Below are 15608 nucleotides of genomic sequence, written 5' to 3' on the forward strand. Positions count from 1 at the left end.
CCTTGTGCTATACTCCGCGCCCCAATCCGAATTGGCTTGTTAAATCTTAGGAAATTATTATGAGCGTTAAAAACGAACTTCAACAAATTAACAACCGTCTAGACAAGTGTCGCAACAAGTTAGCGGCTGCTAAAACTCGTAATGATCGTCCTGTTGTTCGTCAATTTGAAGATGAAATTAAGAAGCTAACCAAGAAAATCGCTCAGCTGAAACATAAAGAAAGCTACGATGTAAACCAAGAGCGTAAGTCTCTGGTTGATATGCCATTTAAGCGTGAGATTACTAAGGCTGAACAAGCGGATATGGGTAAACTTAAAAAGTCTGTTAAAGGATTAGTAATTGTTCACCCAATGACCAAGATCGGTAAAGAGCTTCGCATTGAGGTTATGACTGGTTACGCACCGAAAAAATTCTAATTGCCAGTGATGGTGATGAAAAAGGAGCTAGCAATAGCTCCTTTTTGCTTTTTTAGGTATTAAAAAAGCAGAGTCAGCGGTAAGAATACTCACGCCGTTTTCAACTTTTTAGAGGTGATTGTTGTCACAAATCCTTTTATCTCCTATAAAAGTTAACGTGCCACTAACATGGCACCAAGTGAACGCAGTAATGTGTTCGCTTTTCGAATCTACAATTTCTCTCCAGTTTGTATAAATATAGGTAGAGCAGCACAGATAATTACAGATAAAACTAGACTCGTTAAGGAAGATGAGAACGTAAAAAAATAGAGGTTATATGAATCAATTAATTTCAATTGGACCACTAGAATCCTTCCTAATCGCGATTAGTGTTTTGTTTCTAGGTCATTTCGTCAATGCAAAGCTTCCTGTTCTCAAAAAGTACAATATCCCAGAGCCCATTGTCGGCGGCTTGATTGTCGCTTTTGCTATTACAGCCCTGCACTTTAACGGCCTTGATCTTGAGTTTTCTTTGCCCTTGCAGAACACATTTATGTTGATGTTCTTTGCAACGGTAGGTCTTGCGGCTAACTACACGCAGCTGATGAAAGGTGGTGCTAAGGTATTCCTATTCTTAGGGGTGGCTTCGGTTTACATCATTATCCAAAACGGTGTAGGCGTAACCTTAGCAACGGCACTAGGCCTTGAGCCCTTGATGGGTTTGATTGCTGGTTCTATCACGCTTTCGGGTGGGCACGGTACAGGCGCGGCTTGGTCTCAAACTTTTTCAGACACGTTTGGCATTGCCAATACTCTAGAAATAGCGATGGCTTCAGCGACCTTTGGTTTGATCATCGGTGGTATTATCGGTAGCCCAGTTGCTCAAAAGTTGATCGATAAAAACCAGCTTGAATCTGAGTACGGCACTGGCACGCAAACCCACGAACGTTTTCCTGAACTTGTTACTTACAACGAGTATGAAGAAGACAAAGTGACGGCGAAGAAGGTGATTGAAGTATTGTTCATTCTTCTTATCTGTATTACGGGTGCGAAATATTTAGAGCAGTGGGTAGCGACTTTTGAAATTTCTTGGTTGATGATTCCTGACTTCGTTTACGCGTTGTTTATCGGTGTGTTCATCACTAACGTTTTTGAAGTGACTAAGCTGCATAAAACCGACAGTGAAACGGTCGATATTCTTGGTACGGTGTCATTGTCGCTATTCTTAGCGATGGCGCTAATGAGCCTTAAGCTTTGGAACATCTTTGACCTTGCGATTCCGTTCTTGGTTATTCTTGCGGTTCAGGCTGTGGTGTTAGGTATCTTCTCTTACTTTGTAACGTTCAAAGTAATGGGTTCTAACTACGACGCAGCGGTTATGGCGGGTGGTCACTGTGGTTTCGGCCTAGGTGCAACACCAACAGCGGTAATGAACATGGGTTCTTTGGTGAACCGATTCGGTCCGTCGCCACAAGCCTTCATGGTTGTGCCAATTGTTGGTGCCTTTTTTATCGATATCGTTAACCTGATTATCCTACAAGGTTACATCTCGTTTATCGGATAGTGCGAACGCACCAATAACGAAGTATGCAGATACAAGAAAGCCAGTCGATTGACTGGCTTTTTTTGTTTTAGCGAATGCCGCTTATTTTATTCAACGTATATTATTGAGCGTATGTCATTGAGCCTATGCGGGTGAGCTTGCCTGTAGCTCTTTGAGCAGAGGGAACGCCGCTTTGGTGTGTTCTCCCGTGACAATGAATCCAACCAACTGGTTATCTTCATTAAAGCCCTTAGCGACAATGCCTTTAGGATCGAATCGAGTTTCCCAGCTCTGAGCGGTTTGAATATCGCGCCCTGCGAGTTGAATCGGGTAACTCGGTGTTTTCACCTTAGTGATGATGTGAGGCAAGCTGAGCTTTCCTTCGCCCACTTTGATTTCTCCTTTACTCATAACCAACTGCTTAGCCAACACGTTTGCAGACAAAATAGCGGGCTGAAGATAAGCCATCACACGCCCCTCTATTTCGGCGCAGTCACCAATCGCATACACATTCTCGACATTGGTTCTCATGATAGTATCGACCACAATCCCTTTGTTTACTTCTATTCCCGCTTGTGTGGCTAACTGCGTGTTTGGTCTTAGCCCTGCTGCGGCAATCACGATATTGGTTCGTATTAATCGAGAAGACGTGGTTTGCAACCTCACCCCGTCAGGGAGATACGTTGCGCGACACACAGCAGAATCGGTTTCGACGGCAACCCCTGCTTTTGTTAGTTCTCTTTCCAATTCAAGCGAAACGAAAGGTGGCACTAGGTTATTCAATAGATAACTTGCGGGTTCGATAACCGTGACATCTTTACCCGCAGTTTGAAGGTCGAATGCGAGCTCGACCCCAATCAAGCCTCCACCTATCACTGTGATCCGTTGAGCGTCATCGATCTGAGCTTTGTGTTTATCAAACTCTTCCAAACTATTTAACGTAATGGTTGCGCTGCGTTTAAGCCCTTCCGCTGGTGGTATAAAAGGCGTCGCGCCCGTCGCTAATACCAACTTTGAATAGTGGATAGATTGGCCATCAACATGAACACACTGCTGCTCAGTATCTATCTCGCTCACAAGTGCTTTGGTTTTGATGACCACGTTGTACTGCTCTGCCAATTGTTGAGCGTTATGTACTGCCAGTGTTTCCGGCGTTTGTTCCTGACTGAACGCGTGCGAAAGATTCGGCTTACTGTACTCAACCCCGGCATCGGCGGTGATCATAGTAATCGCGATATCTTGGTCAAGCTTACGTACCATCTTGATGGTTTGTAGGGCAGCGAAACCGCCACCCACAATAACAATGTTCGACATGCTACTTCTCCACAAACACTTCTTTGCCTAAATGGCATTCAGGGCAAAGGAAATCATCAGGAACTTGCGCCCAAGGAGTTCCAGGTTCGACGCCTTGGTAGGGTTCGCCCAATTGTGGGTCGTACACCCATTCACACACTGTGCAACGCCAGCAAGTGCAGTCTGCACTGTGTACTGGCTTATCTTGCGCTTCTTCTGGCTTCAGCTCTGTTGTGTCTTTGAGCTCGGCAGTGGTGTTTACCGGTGCTGGTGTGGCTTCAAGCGGTGTTACATTACGTGATACTTGTTTCGGTGTGCTCACTTCATCTGCTTCTACACGCCAAACCTCGGCCAGTGTCATGCCGTAATCGATACATTGGCGAAGAGCGTCTGTGTCTGGTTTCCAATAGATGTGTTGTGGTGCACTGACTTCGAAGTTAGCTTCATGTAAACGAGCGTCGATGCGTTTTACCGCGCCACCTGTCCAACCTGAAGAGCCAAATGCTGCGGCTCTTTTACCAGCAAAGCGAAGTCCGTGGATCTCTTCTAGTAGCGCTGCGATTTGCGGCATCATCACATTGTTCATGGTCGATGAACCGACTAGAACCCCTTTTGAACGGAAGATATTGGCAAGGATGTCATTCTTATCGTGCTTAGAGATATTAAAGACTTTGATTGCTGTTTCTGGGCTGCCTTTACGGATACCTTTTGCGATTGCGTCAGCCATCATGCGAGTGTTGTTCGACATGGTGTCATAGACAATGGTGATACGATCTTCTTTGTAGGCTTTAGACCACTCGTAGTATTGCTCAACAATTTGCGTCGCGTTGTCGCGCCAAATACAGCCATGAGAGGTTGCGATAACATCGATAGGCACACCTAAGCTCAATACTTCTTCTATCTTCGCTTTCACCAAAGGTGCGAAAGGTGTGAGGATGTTCGAGAAGTAACGCAGACATTGGTCATGAAGCTCGACTTGGTCTAGCTGATCGTTGAATAGGTTCTCATCACAGTAGTGCTGACCGAACGCATCGTTACTGAACAGGATCTCGTCACCTGTGAGGTATGTTGCCATTGAGTCTGGCCAGTGCAGCATTTTCATCTCAACAAAGATGAGTTGCTTACCGTTACCGACATCGAGCGTGTCGCCTGTTTTAACGGTTCGGAAGTTCCAGTCAGGCTGATGGTGATGGCCAACAATAGAGTTAACGCCAGCTTCTGTGCAGTAGACGGGTGTGTTTGGAATTTTGGCTAATAGTGCCGAAAGGGCACCTGAGTGGTCTTCTTCAGCATGCTGACAAATGATGTAGTCGATCTCATTGATGTCGATTTCCATCTCAAGGTTTGCAAGGAATTGTTCAGTAAAGCGATGATCAACGGTATCAACAAGCACCGTTTTCTCTTCACGAATCAGGTACGAGTTATAGCTGGTACCTTTGTTCATGTGGTATTCCTTACCATGGAAGTGTTCTGTTTCCCAATCGTGGACGCCAACCCAGTGAACATTTGATTTAACGTGAATAGTCATAATGATAATACCCTATTTAAATATCTAAGGTCATCATTGCACTAGTTGTGCCATGTTTTTAACTGACTGTTTTCAATATGTTTGTTTGGCGTTTATGTTGTCTAATGAGTCATTTTGACTCGCTGAGTTTTATGGTTAAAATGAATCTTAGGTGTCTTTATGACTTTGTGGGTTTATAGCGGTTTGACAAGAAAGTTAATGATGTTTGCTCAGAAAGAGCAGGGTGAGGGACATGTTTCAACAAAGGGGATTATAGCGTAACTCCTGCGCTTCGCGAATTAGAACACGTGGATTGATCAAGTATTGGTGGTCTAAAAAGCGGCTGGAATGGCTAAAGCTGAGATAGAAAGGATGGATGCGAAATACAGAAATGAAAAAGGCCAGACGAGTGTCTGGCCAAAACAAGGCAGTGTAATTTAACAGTCTGAAGTGCTATTGAAACTATATTTTGTAAAACGAAAAAGCGTTTTAAAAATTAAAGCGTTGTAGCAGTTAAGCGTTGTAACTGTTTAACGTGTTATAGCTGTTGATTCATTCGTCATCTTAATTCACGCGTTAAAGCGTCGTCACGATTTCATCAAGAGCTAGACGTGCTTTTGGTTTACCGTGGTTATAGTCTTCGCCGTCTTTGTGGTAGCCGATTGCTAGCGCTACATCAACAACGTGACCGTCTAGTTCGTCAGCAAACTCTTCACCGATCATAGCGGCATCTACGCCTTCCATCGGTGTTGAAGCAATACCAAGACGAGCCAGTGTGTGCATTGTGTTACCTAGCGCGATGTACACTTGAGACTTAGTCCAGTTTCCGTTGAAACCAGTCTCATCTGTGTTCATTTCTGCGAATGCGTACGCCCCTAAGAACTGCTCGTACATTTCAGCGGGTAGGTGACCAGAGCTTACTTCTGTGTCAGCACGCTTTGCGAATTTCTCTTTAGTGTACTTAGGATCGTGAGCAAACAGGATCGTATGTGACGCTTCTTTCGCATGCGGTTGGTTAAACTGGAACATGTTCTCGAAAGTATTGTGGAAGCGTTGTTTTGCTGCGTCACTCTCAATGATGATGAATTTCCAAGGCTGAGAGTTGATAGAAGAAGCTGACAAACGAAGTGCTTCTTTGATTACTTCCATGTCTTCCGCAGAGATGCGCTTTTCTGCATCGTATTTTTTAGCTGTGTAGCGAGTGTTTAGATCTGAAATGATTGGATGAGTCATGTTGAATCCTAATATCTATCAATATAAATGTTGTAGGGTTTTATGTTCGGTAACGTCAACAATAAACGGATAACGCATTTAGGCTATATCTCTATAGAAGTCGTTTCTAGAACAGTCAGCCTCTAAAAGGCTGAACGCTTAAATGGCTATCGAACATGCCCCAATAAATCGAGTATCTGCGGTAGCTCAAGTCGATGGGTGTAAGATAATAGAAGATTGGCTTGGGAAAAATAGCGAACACATCAAATCACTATGGTTAATAATATCCATAATGATTTGATTAGTGTGATCTGGATGTGTGTTGGTTTTCGAAAATCAGCCAGTTAGTACGCTTTGATTCCATATTGGCGTAATAAAGAGGGAAGTACACTGTCGAGGTTTGGGATATCTTCAGGGTTAAGTTCAATCAAGCTAAAACCGTGCTCTTGGTAAACTTTCTTGGTCGCATTTCGTTTGTCTTCTTCTATAGGGCCTGAATCTGTTCCCCAGAATTGAATGTATACCTTGCCGCTTGGCAGGTAGAAATCGCTCATTACTTCTTTTGATATCGGGAGCGGACGTTCATAGGCATGAACCACTCCCGCCATATAAAGCCAGTTATCGATGATCAGCTCTCCCTTTGAACGTACATAATGTCCGTCTAAGGTTCGGTGTTTCGCCTCAAATTTCTGACGAAAGCTAGAAAACGAGACATCGGTAGAGTGGCTTTCAGCATCATGCCCTAGAAATTCGACAACAGACTGCTTCAAACGTTTATTGCGAACCAACGAATCGTGCCATACCACAAATAGGTTTTGAGTCGCTTTATCTTCCCTTTGCTCACCGCCTGCTTTTAAGCCTGTTGAGGTGACATGCCAACCATCTTCTTCACGTGTTATCCAACCAAGCTCGCTGAGCAACAGGTTAATTTTTTTTGCGCTAAGTTGAAAGGCACTGCCTAGTTGAGTTGCCGTTAGCGTTTTTCCAGAGAAAGAATCTAGGTCGATGAGTAGTTTTTCTGGCCAGACAATAAAGACACCAAACTTCTTGTGTTCGACATACTCCCCACCAAAGCTTTCGCCTCGTTCTGTGAGTACCCAACGCTCCTGTGAACGCACGATATAGCCAGCTGTTTTCAAATCACTGAATAGAGCCTTCGCTTCTATCCCTTTTTGTTTGGCTAGTGCTGATGTGGAAATCTTGTCTGGCATAGTCTGTTTCTCAATTAGCAGTAGAACTGCTGATTAATGTTGAGGGGCTGTTGTATAGAATAGGGAAATACAATAACACAACTGTTGATACTAACTGCAGCTCACTGGTCTATGTTTTTAGTAGAAAGTCATGTCTGATTTTGATTTTGTGGGAAATGTGGTTATTTTTGTAATTAAATTACATAATTAGCAATTTTGCTCATCTGGGTGCATGTTTTCTATACGTGACACGATGTTCTTTTATACGGTTTATATAGATCTTAGATGCTATATTTTATTAAGTGTGATTTTGATCACTATTTATTTTTAAGTATTACAAAATAAAGTGTGATCCAGGTCTTATGTTAATGATATTTATTCTCATCAATTTGGCTTTGTAATTTAAGTTCATGGTGTTTTTGTGATCTAAGGTGCTCTTGTTAACCCTAAAGTGTTTTTCGTGTGTGATGGTTGTCACGAAAGTTGGGCTAAGGTGCATTTTGGAAATGTTGTGATACATTTTAATCGACTTTTGAGTACACACTTTCGGTCATTTGACCAACCAATACATTACGGGGTTCTACCTATGTTATCACCAGAAGCAAAGATTAAGGTTCAAAACTTTGGTCGTTTCTTATCCAATATGGTAATGCCAAACATCGGCGCATTTATTGCGTGGGGTTTCATTACTGCACTATTCATCCCAACCGGTTGGTGGCCTAACGAAACGTTAGCATCAATGGTTGGCCCTATGATTACATACCTATTGCCACTATTGATTGGTTACACCGGTGGTAAAATGGTTGGTGGTGACCGCGGTGCGGTAGTAGGTGCCATCACGACAATGGGTGTTATCGTTGGTACTGATATCCCAATGTTCATGGGTGCAATGATTGTGGGTCCACTAGGTGGTATCGCAATTAAGAAATTCGATGAAGCTGTTCACGGTAAAGTGAAGAGTGGTTTCGAAATGCTAGTGAACAACTTCTCCGCGGGTATCATCGGCATGATCTGTGCGATCATCGCGTTCATCGTGATTGGTCCTGCGGTTAAGATTCTATCTGGCGGACTTGCTGCTGGCGTAAACGCAATGGTAGAAGCAGGTGCATTACCTCTAGCATCTATTTTTGTTGAACCTGCGAAAATTCTATTCCTAAATAACGCAATCAACCACGGTATCTTCTCTCCACTAGGTATCCAGCAATCTGAAGAGATTGGTCGTTCAATCTTCTTCTTAATCGAAGCAAACCCAGGTCCGGGTCTTGGTCTTCTGCTTGCTTACATGGTGTTTGGTAAAGGTAGCGCGAAGCAGTCTGCTGCTGGTGCATCTATCATCCATTTCCTAGGTGGTATCCACGAAATTTACTTCCCTTACGTTCTAATGAACCCACGTCTAATTCTTGCTGTAATTGCAGGTGGTATGGCGGGTGTATTCACTAACGTAGTGTTCGATTCTGGCCTTATCTCTCCAGCATCTCCAGGTTCTATCTTCGCTATCTTGTTGATGACACCTAAAGGCTCTTACATCGGTGTTGTACTTTCTGTAATCGCTGCAACGGCTGTGTCTTTCATCGTAGCTTCAATCCTACTTAAGACTTCAGCTCAAGGTGATGACGAAGACTCACTAGAAAAAGCGTCTGCACAGATGAAAGACATGAAAGCGTCTTCTAAAGGTGCAGCATCAGGAGCTGATATAAACCTAGCGGATGTTAAAGCTGTTTATGTAGCGTGTGATGCGGGTATGGGTTCAAGTGCAATGGGTGCAGGTCTACTACGTAAGAAAGTAGCAACAGCTGGCCTAGACATTGAAGTGACCAACTACGCAATCAACAACCTACCGGCTGATTCGCAAATCGTTATTACGCATAAAGACCTAACAGACCGTGCTCGTAGCACTGTGCCAGGTGCGATGCATATGTCTCTAAGCAACTTCCTAGACGGCGGCGTATACGACCAACTAGTTGCTGAGCTTGTCGATGCTCAAAGTGGTGAAGCGAAAGTAGAAGCTCCGGCGCCTGCTGCAGCTCCAGCACAAGAAGGCAACAAGCTTGCACTGACAGACGACAGCATCTTCCTTGGCCTAAAAGCGACTCAGAAAGAAGACGCAATCAAGTTTGCTGGCGAACAATTAGTAAAACTTGGCAACGTATCACCGGAATACGTAGATGGCATGTTTGCTCGTGAAGAGCTTGTGTCTACTTACCTAGGTGAGTCTATCGCTGTGCCACACGGCACAATTGAAGCGAAACAATATGTACAAAAAACCGGCATTGTTTTCTGTCAGTACCCTGAAGGTATTCAGTGGGGCGAAGATGAAGATGATATCGCGAAGATGGTTATCGGTATTGCCGCACAAGGCGATGAGCACAACATGGTGCTGATGGCTATTACCAATTCACTCGATGATGAAGAAGCTGTGGAATGCTTACAGAACACAACAAACCCTGCTGATGTTCTACGTATTCTCAACGGAAACTAAAAAGCTCTAGTCAAGCTCCTGAGTGAAGGAGGCCAGTATCCCCCTACTGGCCTCATTTCCGGTCTCAATCTTTATCTGTAGATAAGGGTTCGGTCTGAATAGGTCACTGCTTAATGCCTAGGACGTAATTGAAAGCGGCATGTGTTTGAGTGGTTAGCTATTTAGATTCAAATATTTATAAGGTCAAAATTATGAAAGCGTTACATTTTGGTGCAGGTAATATCGGTCGTGGTTTCATTGGTAAGCTTCTTTCTGATGCTGGTATGAAGGTTACGTTTGCTGACGTAAATGAAACGGTTGTAAATGCGTTAATTGAACGCCAAGAATACCCAGTTAAGATTGTTGGCGAAGAGTGTGTTGTAGAAGTGGTTAAGAACGTGACAGCAGTAAACTCAGCGACAAGCGCTGTAGTCGATTGCATCGCTGAGTCTGATCTTGTGACGACAGCCGTTGGCCCTACTGTTCTTAAAATCATCTCTAAATCTATCGCTCAAGGCATTGAAAAGCGTGCAGCAGCAAACAACACGGCACCAATGAACATTATCGCGGCAGAGAACATGGTTCGCGGTACTAGCCAATTAAAAGCAGCAGTGTTAGAGCACCTTTCTGATGAAATGAAAGCCTTCACTGAAGAGCACATTGGCTTTGTTGATTCAGCGGTCGACCGTATTGTTCCACCGGCAGAAGCGGGCGAAACAGACCCTCTAGCCGTAACCGTTGAAACGTTCAGCGAGTGGATCGTAGACCAAACACAATTCAAAGGTGAGATTCCAAATATCCCAGGTATGGAATGCACTGACAACCTAATGGCTTTCGTTGAGCGTAAACTGTTTACGCTAAACACAGGTCACTTAGTAACGGCATACCTTGGTGTGCTTGCCGGTCATGAGACTATTAAAGATTCTATCGAAGATGACGTAATCCGCGCTGAAGTAACAGCGACGATGGAAGAGAGTGGTGCGGTTCTGATTAAGCGTTACGGCTTTGATCCAGAAGCTCACGCTGCCTACATCCAAAAGATTCTAGGTCGTTTTGCTAACCCGTTCCTACGTGATGAAGTGGATCGCGTTGGTCGTCAACCTATTCGTAAGCTGAGCCCACAAGATCGCCTAGTTAAGCCTCTAAACGGTACATTAGAGTACGGCCTACCGAATGCTCACCTAGTAAAAGCAATCGCTGCTGCGTTCCATTACAAGAACGAAGACGACCCTCAAGCGGTTGAACTTCAAGCAATGTTCGCAGAAAAAGGCTTTGCTGAGACATTAGCGCATTATTCTGAGCTGAATAGTGACTCAGAAGTTGTTAAACTAGCGGAAGAAGCTTATCTAGCATTGAAATGATAAACCATCAAAGTGCCACACCAGTGGCACTTTATTCTTTTAGAGCAACCATGCCCATACATACAACACACGAATCAGAGTTACTTGAAGAACTAGCCGAATCAGCTGATGCTGCGGAGTGCCTGCTGTGCGCCTACGATGTCTTAGAAGACATGCTGGACGCTTTGTTGAAAAGTATCTTCTATAAAGATGACTACGCAGTAAAATTTGTTGTTGACCCTCTCCTCACCACCGATGGCCCTTTAGGGGAAATTCTGGTTCGAACAAAATTATTGTTAGGGTTAGGCGTGATCAGTAAAGAGGTGTATGACGATATTGAAGTTTTCGTTACTCTAAAAGAGTGGGTAAATATTCAAGAAGGTCAGGTGAATTTCTGGGACCAAGATGTCGTTTTTGAACTTAATCGTATCAATGCTATTCAAAAAATGATGCCAATCGACTACGCCCCAGAGTTGGTCGAAGGCATGTCTGATGATATGAAGCGGATGTTTTTAGAGCGCCATTTTCAAAAAGTGCGCTCTACGATAGTGCTAGCGGTTAATGATATACATCAGCAGTTAGCGAAAGAGAATGTGCTGACCTCTTAAGCTATCTCTAGGTAGTGAAAGTAAGCTCGGTGCTATTTATGATCTACTTTTGTCAACCACAGATCACACTGATCGATGAGCTCTTGCAAAAATTGTGTTGGGTTCGCAAGTTTCTCATTTCCTTTTACACTTGTTGTCGTTACCTGCCAAAAACTCAGTGAGACTAGGTTTCTTTTGTATAGGAACTCATTTAACTCTGCTGATGAAAGCGCAAGGGTCTCCCCAAACACATCATATAACTGTTGTATAACTGGCTTTAGCTCTGTGATAGTGCCTTTCAGAAACTGCTCTGAAGTCAGGTTTTCAATGGCTTGGGTATCACTAGAACTGTTTTGTTTACAAAGTGCTCTAATCGACTGGTAGAGTGAGTTTTCCAACCTTTGTACTGAAAGCAGAGCTTTTCCAAGTAGAGATAGTTGTTCATTGCTTAGGTTAGTTGTGTCTGTCATTTAAGTCAGTTCCTAATAAATTGAAGTCTGTTTTACCTGAATTTTGAGCTAGCTTGTTCGGGCGTATAGGTGTCTGCATTGAAAATAATATAGTCACCACTTATCAATTTTTCACATTGAATTTGTCCTTTAAAGCCAATGCTGCACAGTTTTTTTAGCAAGTGTGGCTTGGCGTTATCGTAGACAATATTTAAAAAAGGAAGGTGGTTAGAGTGAACTACGTTATGTAGATTAAACTCTTCTAATGCCTCTGAGAGGTGATCACTGTCAGTCAGTTCGATGACCTCGACAATTTCATTCAACAACATGTCTATTTCCATATTTTTTAGTTGATAGCGATTGTGACATAAAAAAAAAACCACTTCCGATAGAAGAAGTGGTTTTAATTCTACAATCAAGATCTACATCAAATTATAGGTCTTGAATGTTCTCAGCTTCTAGCTCTTGGAAGTAGCGAAGAGTCTTAACTTTTAGCTCTTGTTGAGCTGGCTCATCAGCAACGATGATAGCTTTACGGTGCATCTGTAGAGCGGTAACAGTCCACATGTGGTTTACAGAACCTTCGATAGCCATTTGAAGCGCTTGCGCTTTGTTGTGGCCTAGAGAAAGGATCATTACTTCTTCAGAATCTAGAAGAGTAGCAACACCGATAGTTAGTGCGTATTTAGGAACTTGGTTGATGTCGCCATCGAAGAAACGAGAGTTCGCGATACGAGTGTCTTCAGTCAACGTTTTGATACGAGTGCGTGAAGATAGAGAAGAACCTGGCTCATTGAATGCGATGTGACCGTCGATGCCTACGCCGCCCATGAACAGGTTGATTTTGCCGTATGAACGGATTTTCTCTTCGTATGCTGCACAGTGAGCATCGATGTCTTCAGCTTTGCCGTCTAGCAGGTTGATGTTTTCTGCTTGGATATCAACGTGGTTGAAAAAGTTCTCGTGCATGAATGTGCGGTAAGACTCTGGGTGGTTAGGGTCGATACCAACGTACTCATCCATGTTGAATGTTACAACGTGCTTGAAGCTTACTTCGCCAGCTTTGTAAAGTTCAATTAGCTCAGCGTAAGTAGTTAGAGGTGTGCTACCAGTAGGAAGACCTAGTACAAATGGACGCTCAGCAGTTGGAGCGAATTTGTTGATAGAATCTGCGATGTGACGAGCAGCCCATTTACCTACTTTAGCTTTGTTGCTTAATGGAATAAGTCTCATTGATTTTGCCCCTAGAAATAAAATTTTATAGTGTTCTGAAACATTAATTCGCATTATAAAATAAGTTATTAAATTCCGCTATTGTTTTAGGTCAAGTTTTTGCTTTTTTCGTCGTATCTGTGACTAGAACTCTCAAATTTGCACAATTATTGTATGGATATTTGGTAGCGTTAAACAAGATTAATACGTTTGTCATATATCGTCAGGTGGGTTTGATTCAGGGTCTGAAAGATCAACAAGCTTTGTTTAGTGGATGAGTGGTTGGATGGTCAGGAGTGCAATGGAAGTATGATCAAAGAGTGATGCTTATGTGGCACTGCCGTGCAAGAAAGAGGAGAAAAAGTGAGGAAGTATCACCGACAGGCGTGAATGAGCATGGGTATATTTAAGAATAGTGATTATTCAAAGCTATCACTATGAATTTTCTATAAATATTGGTAAAACTGGACAGGTTGGCTAAACTTACTAATTACGAAGAAGATGCGTGTTTGTTTTAAGTTGCCGCTAATATGCTATGAAAAAAGCCCAAAGTGATTAGGTATCACTTTGAGCAGTTTTACTAATCTTCTAACACTAACTCTCTTTCGTATTCTTCCCTAGGCACTTCACCGCGTTTGCAGCCGTTTAGGGTATGAAAGCGACGGCGTCCACGAGCCAGTTGAATGTACTTCAACCAAACACGGTCTAACTTGGACTTAGCCTTATGAGGGTGAGCCAATACTTTGATGAAATGTCTTTCTTCAGCATTGGTCGGTGTTAGTTCACCAGTCTCAAGTGCAAGCATAGTGTCGCCAAACAAGGTTAGGATTTCTTCTTCTGAAAGAGTAAAATCACCTGACTTAGCGAACCCTCGTGGGAATTTAATGGTGTCATAAAAACGTTTTTTTCCGTGTCGGAATTCGGTCTCAGACATATCAGCCTCAGTAATGTGGTTAGATAGAAATTAGTGTTTATTGCTCACGCGAAAATATTGTTAAAAGGCTAAAATAGGAAACAAAACGTTTTTGCCTTTACGATAAACAATCCTAGATCGGCTAGTTAGCAGATTTATTACAGAGATGTATTTTTGATGGATGTGAAAGTATTTAGAACCTTTCTTGAGGTTGCAAGGGTGCGCCACTTTGGGCGCGCAGCTGAAAACTTGTATTTAACACAAGCAGCGGTGAGTGCGCGGATCAAACAGCTTGAAGGCTATTTTGATACTCAGCTCTTCATTCGTGACCGCAATAACATCAAGCTTACCTCTTCCGGTGAGCGCTTGATTGGTTATGCTGAAGTGATGGTATCCACCTTACAACAAGCCAAGTTTGAGCTGTCGTTAGAGAGTGGAAAAGCCTTGCAGTTAACACTAGGTGGCACTCCGAATATTTGGGATGCGTATCTGCAAAACTGTTTAAGCGTAGTGACCGATTCGTTTGGTGGTTATGGCTTTATGGCTGAGGTGATGGGGCGCGAGCAACTGAACCGTAATTTGCTAGAGCGAACCTTAGATATGGCTTTCGCCTTCGATCAGATTAAAGCGGAAGAGCTAAACTGTAAAAAAGTCGCTGATTTGGTTTTGGTGTTGGTATCAACGCAGCAAGATGATCTGGAATCTGTGTTCCAACATAAGTATGTGTATGTCGATTGGGGAACGCGCTTCGGTTCTGAACACGCAGAACGTCACCCTAAAGTTCCAGCTCCGTATTTACGTACCTCTACGGCTCGTATTGCCCTCGATTTCATTTTAGAGAAAGGTGGCAGTGCGTATTTACCTGTTTCTATGGTTGAACCTTTTATCGACTCAGGTCAGCTGCATAAGGTGAAAGGGGTTGAAGATTGGTATCGCCCAATTTATCTCAGCTACCGCAAAAGCAGCACCTCGGTTGATGCGATCATGCAAGTCGAGAAGTTGGTTAACGAGATTGATCCATCGACCGCTTATACGTTGCAACAAGCCGCTGAACAAGCACCAGAGTAGCGGCATTCGCGGTAAGCAACGGCTTTGTTGATTAGATTCAATAAAAAATGGCTCCTAACTAGTTATATAGTTGGGAGCCATTTTCGTTTTAAACCAGAGATGATCTTCATTGCCAAGTCAGAGATAACCCTAACTCGGATAAATCAGTTTAAGCCTGGTATGCGTAACCTTTTAAAAGCCCTATCACTTCAAAGCACTATTCTTCGAAAATTCTAGAGATTCATTAGATTCTCAATAGACTCTTCAAGAGAGTGTGACAGGTATGAATGGATTTGATTGCCATCCGTTGCGTCAATCTCAATTTTAGAAATCCCCTTACTCGCTTCGTCTTCAAGAAAGCTGAGAGACTGCTCGACTGATTGACTGGTGAGAACCTGTTGGTTTGATAAAACAATACGACACGTGTGAAGAACCATAGCCTTTTCCTTTTTATATTCGACA

The 15608-nt window shown here is 43.2% G+C and carries 15 protein-coding genes; 6 read left to right on the top strand and 9 right to left on the bottom strand.

Annotated features, from left to right (window positions below; translation table 11 throughout):
- Positions 1–59 precede the first annotated feature (59 nt).
- Together MED222_RS15815 and gltS are read left to right on the top strand one after the other, a co-directional pair.
- The gene (locus MED222_RS15815; protein ID WP_009846095.1) at positions 60–416 is read left to right on the top strand and encodes a YibL family ribosome-associated protein; all 357 of its coding nucleotides are present in this window, start codon (positions 60–62) and stop codon (positions 414–416) included.
- Positions 417–732: 316 nt separating this feature from the next.
- The gene (gene gltS, locus MED222_RS15810) at positions 733–1959 is read left to right on the top strand and encodes a sodium/glutamate symporter (protein ID WP_009846096.1); all 1227 of its coding nucleotides are present in this window, start codon (positions 733–735) and stop codon (positions 1957–1959) included.
- Between the two features lie 123 nt (positions 1960–2082).
- Here the strand turns inward: gltS and norW are convergent, their stop codons facing one another.
- The 4 genes from norW to MED222_RS15790 all read right to left on the bottom strand — a co-directional run bounded on the left by norW (position 2083) and on the right by MED222_RS15790 (position 7161).
- Positions 2083–3252: an NADH:flavorubredoxin reductase NorW gene (norW, locus tag MED222_RS15805; RefSeq protein WP_009846097.1), complete on the bottom strand. Its 1170-nt coding sequence runs from the start codon at positions 3250–3252 to the stop codon at positions 2083–2085.
- 1 nt (position 3253) lies between these two features.
- Positions 3254–4759 carry an anaerobic nitric oxide reductase flavorubredoxin gene (gene norV / locus MED222_RS15800; RefSeq protein ID WP_009846098.1) on the bottom strand — a complete coding sequence of 502 codons (1506 nt, stop codon included), beginning with the start codon at positions 4757–4759 and terminating at the stop codon, positions 3254–3256.
- A 555-nt stretch (positions 4760–5314) separates the two neighbouring features.
- Entirely contained in the window at positions 5315–5971 is a 657-nt protein-coding gene (locus tag MED222_RS15795) for an NAD(P)H-dependent oxidoreductase (RefSeq protein ID WP_009846099.1), read from the bottom strand.
- A gap of 323 nt (positions 5972–6294) precedes the next feature.
- Positions 6295–7161, bottom strand: coding sequence for a hypothetical protein (locus MED222_RS15790; RefSeq protein ID WP_009846100.1), 867 nt, complete (start codon positions 7159–7161; stop codon positions 6295–6297).
- 565 nt (positions 7162–7726) lie between these two features.
- Here MED222_RS15790 and MED222_RS15785 point away from each other — a divergent pair.
- The 3 genes from MED222_RS15785 to MED222_RS15775 all read left to right on the top strand — a co-directional run bounded on the left by MED222_RS15785 (position 7727) and on the right by MED222_RS15775 (position 11546).
- The gene (locus MED222_RS15785; RefSeq protein ID WP_009846101.1) at positions 7727–9619 is read left to right on the top strand and encodes a PTS mannitol transporter subunit IICBA; all 1893 of its coding nucleotides are present in this window, start codon (positions 7727–7729) and stop codon (positions 9617–9619) included.
- A gap of 191 nt (positions 9620–9810) precedes the next feature.
- Positions 9811–10959, top strand: a complete 1149-nt coding sequence (locus tag MED222_RS15780) for a mannitol-1-phosphate 5-dehydrogenase (RefSeq protein WP_009846102.1) — start codon at positions 9811–9813, stop codon at positions 10957–10959.
- Between the two features lie 50 nt (positions 10960–11009).
- On the top strand, positions 11010–11546 hold the full coding sequence (locus MED222_RS15775) for an MltR family transcriptional regulator (protein WP_083784018.1): 537 nt from the start codon (positions 11010–11012) through the stop codon (positions 11544–11546).
- 32 nt (positions 11547–11578) lie between these two features.
- On the opposite strand, the gene MED222_RS15770 is transcribed toward MED222_RS15775, so the two are convergent.
- The 4 genes from MED222_RS15770 to MED222_RS15755 all read right to left on the bottom strand — a co-directional run bounded on the left by MED222_RS15770 (position 11579) and on the right by MED222_RS15755 (position 14120).
- Entirely contained in the window at positions 11579–11995 is a 417-nt protein-coding gene (locus tag MED222_RS15770; RefSeq protein WP_009846104.1) for a hypothetical protein, read from the bottom strand.
- A 32-nt stretch (positions 11996–12027) separates the two neighbouring features.
- Positions 12028–12303, bottom strand: coding sequence for a hypothetical protein (locus tag MED222_RS15765; protein WP_009846105.1), 276 nt, complete (start codon positions 12301–12303; stop codon positions 12028–12030).
- 103 nt (positions 12304–12406) lie between these two features.
- The gene (nagB, locus tag MED222_RS15760; protein WP_009846106.1) at positions 12407–13207 is read right to left on the bottom strand and encodes a glucosamine-6-phosphate deaminase; all 801 of its coding nucleotides are present in this window, start codon (positions 13205–13207) and stop codon (positions 12407–12409) included.
- Positions 13208–13766: 559 nt separating this feature from the next.
- Positions 13767–14120 carry a DUF413 domain-containing protein gene (locus MED222_RS15755; RefSeq protein WP_009846107.1) on the bottom strand — a complete coding sequence of 118 codons (354 nt, stop codon included), beginning with the start codon at positions 14118–14120 and terminating at the stop codon, positions 13767–13769.
- A 156-nt stretch (positions 14121–14276) separates the two neighbouring features.
- Between MED222_RS15755 and MED222_RS15750 the strand changes: the two genes are divergently transcribed.
- On the top strand, positions 14277–15167 hold the full coding sequence (locus tag MED222_RS15750) for a LysR family transcriptional regulator (protein ID WP_004732733.1): 891 nt from the start codon (positions 14277–14279) through the stop codon (positions 15165–15167).
- Positions 15168–15379: 212 nt separating this feature from the next.
- On the opposite strand, the gene MED222_RS15745 is transcribed toward MED222_RS15750, so the two are convergent.
- Positions 15380–15583: a hypothetical protein gene (locus tag MED222_RS15745; RefSeq protein WP_004732734.1), complete on the bottom strand. Its 204-nt coding sequence runs from the start codon at positions 15581–15583 to the stop codon at positions 15380–15382.
- Positions 15584–15608 lie beyond the last annotated feature (25 nt).

This window comes from Vibrio sp. MED222, from assembly GCF_000153005.1.
Lineage (GTDB): Bacteria > Pseudomonadota > Gammaproteobacteria > Enterobacterales > Vibrionaceae > Vibrio > Vibrio tasmaniensis_A.

Excerpts from the sequence above, each read along its gene's own strand:
- MED222_RS15815 (WP_009846095.1), top strand. The coding sequence starts at position 60 with ATGAGCGTTAAAAACGAACTTCAACAAATTAACAACCGTCTAGACAAG.
- gltS (WP_009846096.1), top strand. The coding sequence starts at position 733 with ATGAATCAATTAATTTCAATTGGACCACTAGAATCCTTCCTAATCGCG.
- norW (WP_009846097.1), bottom strand. The coding sequence starts at position 3,252 with ATGTCGAACATTGTTATTGTGGGTGGCGGTTTCGCTGCCCTACAAACC.
- norV (WP_009846098.1), bottom strand. The coding sequence starts at position 4,759 with ATGACTATTCACGTTAAATCAAATGTTCACTGGGTTGGCGTCCACGAT.
- MED222_RS15795 (WP_009846099.1), bottom strand. The coding sequence starts at position 5,971 with ATGACTCATCCAATCATTTCAGATCTAAACACTCGCTACACAGCTAAA.
- MED222_RS15790 (WP_009846100.1), bottom strand. The coding sequence starts at position 7,161 with ATGCCAGACAAGATTTCCACATCAGCACTAGCCAAACAAAAAGGGATA.
- MED222_RS15785 (WP_009846101.1), top strand. The coding sequence starts at position 7,727 with ATGTTATCACCAGAAGCAAAGATTAAGGTTCAAAACTTTGGTCGTTTC.
- MED222_RS15780 (WP_009846102.1), top strand. The coding sequence starts at position 9,811 with ATGAAAGCGTTACATTTTGGTGCAGGTAATATCGGTCGTGGTTTCATT.
- MED222_RS15775 (WP_083784018.1), top strand. The coding sequence starts at position 11,010 with ATGCCCATACATACAACACACGAATCAGAGTTACTTGAAGAACTAGCC.
- MED222_RS15770 (WP_009846104.1), bottom strand. The coding sequence starts at position 11,995 with ATGACAGACACAACTAACCTAAGCAATGAACAACTATCTCTACTTGGA.
- MED222_RS15765 (WP_009846105.1), bottom strand. The coding sequence starts at position 12,303 with ATGTTGTTGAATGAAATTGTCGAGGTCATCGAACTGACTGACAGTGAT.
- nagB (WP_009846106.1), bottom strand. The coding sequence starts at position 13,207 with ATGAGACTTATTCCATTAAGCAACAAAGCTAAAGTAGGTAAATGGGCT.
- MED222_RS15755 (WP_009846107.1), bottom strand. The coding sequence starts at position 14,120 with ATGTCTGAGACCGAATTCCGACACGGAAAAAAACGTTTTTATGACACC.
- MED222_RS15750 (WP_004732733.1), top strand. The coding sequence starts at position 14,277 with ATGGATGTGAAAGTATTTAGAACCTTTCTTGAGGTTGCAAGGGTGCGC.
- MED222_RS15745 (WP_004732734.1), bottom strand. The coding sequence starts at position 15,583 with ATGGTTCTTCACACGTGTCGTATTGTTTTATCAAACCAACAGGTTCTC.